Here is a 6,109-nt window from a genome sequence, read left to right on the forward strand (position 1 = left end):
CCCTAAAGATGAGTGGCGGTGCAAAGCACCGCCACTCATCTTTAGGGTTTTAGACCAAAGCTCAAAATGGCTACGCCATTTTGAGCTTTGGTCTAAAACCATGTAAAATTTGGTTTGGGTGCGGTAGATGAATCCAGATGGTAGATATTAATACAATTGAACTTGCGCTCAAATATTCCCCTGAGTTTGACCTTGCGATCGCAAAAACAGTTCCTTCGCTCGCTAAGAGAAATTATTTAATAGGCTCTTGCCTCGCGATTGGGTTGGGACTATTCGCGGCATTTTTAATTCCTTCAGAAATAGCGAATATACTCGGTGGGGGAATCACGGTGATGGGCATCGGTATGGCAATCTACTCCATCCAAAGTCAGATTGATGACTCCATCGAAGCTCAGGAAGAGAGAATTAAACTGAAGATTGCGCAGAGTGTTCGCAGAGCGAAAGTAACTGTTACCAATGAGCAAAAGAAATTAACTAAAGCCGCTCATACTTGGCATAGATTTAGCTTTGATAATGGCAATAATTCCAACCATACGATCACCTTTAACTCCTATATTATCAAGATCGCGAACAGACCAGATTGTCTAAATGTTGATTTTAGAATCGAGCAGATACTCTACCGTACGGAAGTCTATGCGGAATTTTATAGCACCAAGAGCGGCGAACTAAAATCACGGCAGCGACAGCACAAGGTTCCCGATCGCGTGAAATTTACGATCTCCCTTCCCAATCACAAACGTACCGTTAAAGGAGTTATGGGTTTTGATGACTATCATCAAATGACATCCTTATATAGCGCTAGACATCAGAAAGCGCTGGATTTAGCAGAATTCCACCATCGTTATGCGATCGCCGAAGAGCATATTCGCAATGATGGAAAGCGGATTTATCTATCACCAGAAGAGAAGCAAGCGATCGCCCATCGTCAGGAACTAGCAGAATTTGATTTAATGCTCGGCAAAGATCAAGCCATGCAAGCCGTTTCTATTGCGCCCATTGTGACCAAAGATCTTCAAGATATTCAGGAATCTCTTCAGAAATCTCTTCAGGAACTAACCTCTATACCTTCTGCTCATAGGGAACCAACTCCTCATTTCTCTGAGTCAGATTTACGCTCGATCGGGCTTCCAGCGATCAGACAACAATTCAATATTACTGCCCGTAGTTATGCTAATGCTTTTGTAAAATTAAGGGAAAAAGGAATAATTATTAATGCTCCCTAAGCGAAATGGCTGAATTTCCCTGACATTTACAAGGAAATGTTGCAAAATCGCGTAATTTGCCATATCCTACCCCCTTTATTTGTCCTAGACTATTTCCCTTTTATACCAATTCACGAAAGTGTGACAACAATTTTGTGAATTAAATGCCAGACCCAGTAAGGCTTTGGAATTCCCAAAGTGGCAACGCCATTTTGGGAATTGGTATAAAACCCATTTTGAACATTGTGGCGAAGCATACTCAAGGTAGATCGCACAACAAGGTATGTTGTTAGTATTCAGTTGTTAATATCATAGGTAATATAGTTTTTAGTTTGCGAACGCGCAATTTACCAACTATCTTATCTTTAGCATCCTTAAATCTTAAAGATGAAAATCTATGGCAAATAAACCTCCCTTTTCAAGCAAAAAAGCTAATGCAAAAAGAAAGAGGAAGGCTGCCGTTGCTACTGCTGCCCCAATCAGACAAATTTCCAATCAAAGCAATTGGTTAAATAATTTACCCATAAGTGCCAAGATTCTCTTTGCCATTGGTTCGACCAGCTTTTTATCGCTAGCGGGCTTTGCGATCGCTTCTTTGTACTTAAATAGCAGTCTCGCGCCGATTGTGAACCAAGATGCTCAAAAACAATTGTCCAATGCCACTTTATTCGTGTTTGGCTTGGGGGTGATTGCGATCGTCATTAGTGCGTTGTTTGGTTTGTTTATCGGCAGTACGCTGAGCAAAAGAATTCGGGGGCTAGAAGCGATCGCCAGACAATACGCCGCAGGGGATTTTGGTGCAACCGTAGATCTCGGAGCGCAGGATGAAATTGGTAAGCTCGCCGAAGTTTTTAACCTGATGACTTTTAACCTCGCTCAAAATCGGCAAGAGCAATCCTCGGCACAGGTTGAGGCTGAAGTCCAGAATAATATTTTCCAAGATGAGATTTCCCATCTCCTAGATGTGGTATCCGAGTTGGAAATGGGGGATTTAACCGCTAAAGCTGAAGTCAGCCCCCATGCGACAGGACTGATTGCGGACACCCTCAATCGCCTGTCAGAACAGCTAGCGGAGGTACTGGCGGCGGTGTTGCAAACAACCCAACAGGTAACCATCCGTACCGATCGCCTTGAACAATTAGCGATCGCCGTATCGCAAAATGCAGAACAGCAGGAAGCCTTAGTCGTACAAGCCCGTTTGGGCATTGAGGATGTAAACCAATTGGCGCAGGAAGCGGCTCAACAGGCGATCGCCGCCAACCGAGCTGTGCAAAGGGTGCGATCGGCGGTAAGACAGGGGGAGGAACAAATTATTTATCTGACCGCTTCGATCGAGTCCCTACAGGCGGCAACGGTACAAATGGTACAGAGGATTAGAAATCTGGGCGAATTCGTGGCTCTCGCAAAACAATTTGTGTTAGACCAAAAGCGGCTCGCCTCGTTAACTCAGGTACTAGCCACCAATGCTTCGATGGTAGCGGCTAGGGCGCTAGAACAACGCGATCCCGAACAGTTTGCTTCCGTCGCCAAGGAATTTGAAGCGATCGCCACTCAGGTAAATGGACTGGCAACGCAAACCAATCAAGGGCTAGTCGTACTTCAGCAACGCACGGGCTTTGTAGATGTGGTCGTATCGGGGATCGATCAAGACGTACGCGATGTGAATAGTCTCGTATCGGATTTTACGACTAGCGTCAATAGTTCAGAACAGTCATTTACCAATATCGCCAATGTAACTGAAGAGTTAGCGGAAATAGGGGTTGCTGTGACCGATTCCTCTAGATCGATCGCCGAAGCGGTCAAATTCAGCTTAGCTTCGATCCAAGACATTGAAGCGATCGCCGAACGTTCTGCTTCTCAGGCACAGTTTACCCGCGATCAATCTGGGAAAATGGGTATGCTTGCCCGTCAATTACTCGAAAGAGTACAGTTTTTCCGTTTACCGCCAATGTTGGCAGCGGATCTCGCAGAAATCGATGAAATGGAATCCATTGAAGTCGAGAAGTTTCAAGTTGTAAGTTGATCTCCTATCACCAATCGTCATAATCACAAAGCGATCGCGAAATAATGCCAAATCCAGAATTTGATGATTTACAACTGCAAGAAGAACTGCGTACTCTATTTGAGTTAGATACTCAGAAATATTTGCAACTATACGTGCAGACCGTACGTCAGCTCAGTGCAACCAATTGGTGTGAAGATATTCAACAACTCTATCGATGCGTCCATACGATTAAAGGTGGTTCGGTAACGGTAGGATTTCAATCAGTTCTAGAGGTCTCAACCATCCTAGAAGACCTGCTTTCCGATCTGCGTTATCTTGATGTTGCGCCCCCCTTGGCTGATGGGGAATTATCCAAGTCATTAATCGAAGCGGGCGAGTTGCTGATCGGCTCAGTGCAGATGGGGGAACTCAGCGATACTGATGCGGCGGTAAAATACATCCAAACCCTACGCGATCGCATTCAATCGGAGTATCTGCCCGAGTGGAACGAAATGCGGCAAGTTCAACAAGAATTTGCCGATCAGGGTTTTGATTTGGTCATCCTCGAACTGGAAATGGCGATCGAAGAATTGCCTCCCAAGGGGATAGTGCCTGCTGAGGCTAGCGAGACTGCCAAGCAGACGATGAACCAGCTAAAAGAAATTGGTGCGGAAATCAATTTGGCGACCTCTTGGCATGATTTTCTGCAAAAGGGGATAGAACTTTGCGATCGCCTAGATTGCGAATTGTGGCATCGGGAATGGATGCCTTTTTTGAAAAAGCTCAAAGAAAGCGCTCGTCAAGGGGGCATTTTCCTTGATGAGCAAATAGCAGAAAAAGCAGCGCCAACTCCTGAATCTTTGCCAAGTACGACGGCAGAAGTTCCATCCCTAGCGAATATTCCTATCGCGCCTGCGGCAGATATTCAAATTCCCGTCCCCCTCGATCGCCTAGAGCGATCGTCTCAATATCTAGTTGAGACGCTCATGGCAACCCGTGCTACGCAAGGATTTTATCAATCCGTCTATTCCAATCTCTTGCCGCTCGTATCCCTTGCCCAAAACAGCGTGCAGTATATTACCCAACTCCGCGAAGTTCAGGATGATTATGCCTTACTAGATGCCTCAGGAGAGCAAGATGGACTGAAGGTCGAGCGCTATCGACAGGGCTATACTGCTATCAACCGTTTACTAGAAATTTGTCTGCGGCTGATCGAACTCGGCTCGGAGACAGGCGAATCAGCAAGGCGCACTGCGGATAGCATTCAAACTCTAGATCGCAGTTTGCGAAATCTACAACAGACTATTGAAGAAAGCCGCCTTGTTCCCTTTGCTACCCTTGCTTTTCGGACGAGGGGAATCTTGCGAGATCTGATCGCCCGTGTTGGTAAATCAGTCCAATTAACTATTATTGGCGAACAATTGGAACTCGATGCAGGTACTCTACGGAGTTTAGAACCCGTACTCCTCCATTTATTGCGGAATTCTTACGATCACGGAATCGAAAATGCCGAAGAGAGAGAAAAAGCAGGCAAGCCGATTCAGGGAAAAATCGAGCTATCTTTAAAGCGACGCGGGAGCATTTTCGATCTCATGATTCGCGATGATGGTAAGGGGATCGATCCCGATCGCATTAGTCAAATTGCTAAATCTAAAGGGCTACCTCTCACCGACACTAGTACCGCCGATCGCTTGTTAAGTGTACTGTGCCAATCGGGTTTTACTTCGACGCAGGTAGTCAGCGATATTTCTGGACGTGGGGTAGGTATGGATGTGGTCGCCAGCCAAGTTGCCCTCATGAATGGAAAACTCAGCCTGATATCCCAAGTTGGCAAAGGAACTGCCTTTACGATTCAGATTCCCGTACCCCACCTATTCGTGCGCTGTATGCTTTTACAGGCAGGCGATCGCACCTTTGCCGTTCCCACTTCCGAAATTCATACCACCATGCTAGTGGAGAGTTTGCTCTGGCAAAAGACTGAACGCTCCGACTACACCATCGAGGTTCAAGAAACGAATACAAAAGTCCCCGCCATCGACCTCTATCAATATTGGCTAGGTCAAGTGGAAACCCGTTCGCTCCTGCCATCGGCGATCGCCGTGCGCACCAAACAAACGGATGAAGGGCATGGTATTTGGTTGATTGCGGACACCCTAATTGGACAGAGCGATCTCCTAGTAAATCCCATTCCCGCCCCTCTAGTCGTACCGATCGGATTAATCGGAATGAGCTTAATGCCCGATGGTAAACTGATTCCCGTCATAGACTCTATCTCTTTTGTAGAAGCTCTATTCTCGTTAGGAACGGACAAACTCACTATTTCTAGTTCTCCATCCAATGCCTCTTTCCTTGAACTATCTGGCGATCGCCAAATTTTAGTGGTAGATGATGCGGCTCTAATGCGGCGACGCATTGAGAGCAGCCTATCCCCTCAAGGCTACGAAATTACTACCTGTGATGATGGTATGGAAGCTTGGGAATGGCTGCAACGACACAATCAGCCTGCCTTGCTAATTACCGATATCGAGATGCCCAGAATGGATGGATTTACCCTCATCGATCGCTGTCGTCAGGCAGGATGGCATATGCCAATCCTCGTTATTTCATCGCGCCTTGCTGAGGAATGGTCGCGGGAAACTAGCCGCCTTGGGGCAACGGATTACCTCACTAAGGGCTTCTCGACCCTCGAATTAGTCAATAAAGTGAGTTCTTTACTGGAATTAAAAAGCCCCGCATAACCAAGCGCCAAGTCTTTATGCGTAAATAGAAAGGCGGCGCGAAGCGCCGCCCTTCTATATTAAAAAGACAAGTGCAAAGCGCCGCCACTTGTCTTTTTGGGTTTATGCCCTATTTATCTTTTTCGTTGCTATATAGCTATAGCCAAATAAGTTAAGACATAAAACCCAGAAGAGTGTTGCGGCGC

General features: G+C 46.2%; 3 protein-coding genes. All 3 read left to right on the forward strand.

Annotation, left to right across the window (positions count from 1 at the left end; genetic code table 11):
• The first annotated feature begins 137 nt into the window (after nt 1-137).
• The 3 genes from AC805_RS02420 (at nt 138) to AC805_RS02430 (ending at nt 5,924) form a co-directional block, all read left to right on the forward strand.
• On the forward strand, nt 138-1,223 hold the full coding sequence (locus AC805_RS02420) for a hypothetical protein (protein WP_055073950.1): 1,086 nt from the start codon (nt 138-140) through the stop codon (nt 1,221-1,223).
• Between the two features lie 376 nt (nt 1,224-1,599).
• Nucleotides 1,600-3,225, forward strand: a complete 1,626-nt coding sequence (locus AC805_RS02425; RefSeq protein WP_055073951.1) for a methyl-accepting chemotaxis protein — start codon at nt 1,600-1,602, stop codon at nt 3,223-3,225.
• A 44-nt stretch (nt 3,226-3,269) separates the two neighbouring features.
• Nucleotides 3,270-5,924: a response regulator gene (locus AC805_RS02430; protein ID WP_055073952.1), complete on the forward strand. Its 2,655-nt coding sequence runs from the start codon at nt 3,270-3,272 to the stop codon at nt 5,922-5,924.
• Nucleotides 5,925-6,109 lie beyond the last annotated feature (185 nt).

This window comes from Pseudanabaena sp. 'Roaring Creek' (genome assembly GCF_001402795.1).
Lineage (GTDB): Bacteria > Cyanobacteriota > Cyanobacteriia > Pseudanabaenales > Pseudanabaenaceae > Pseudanabaena.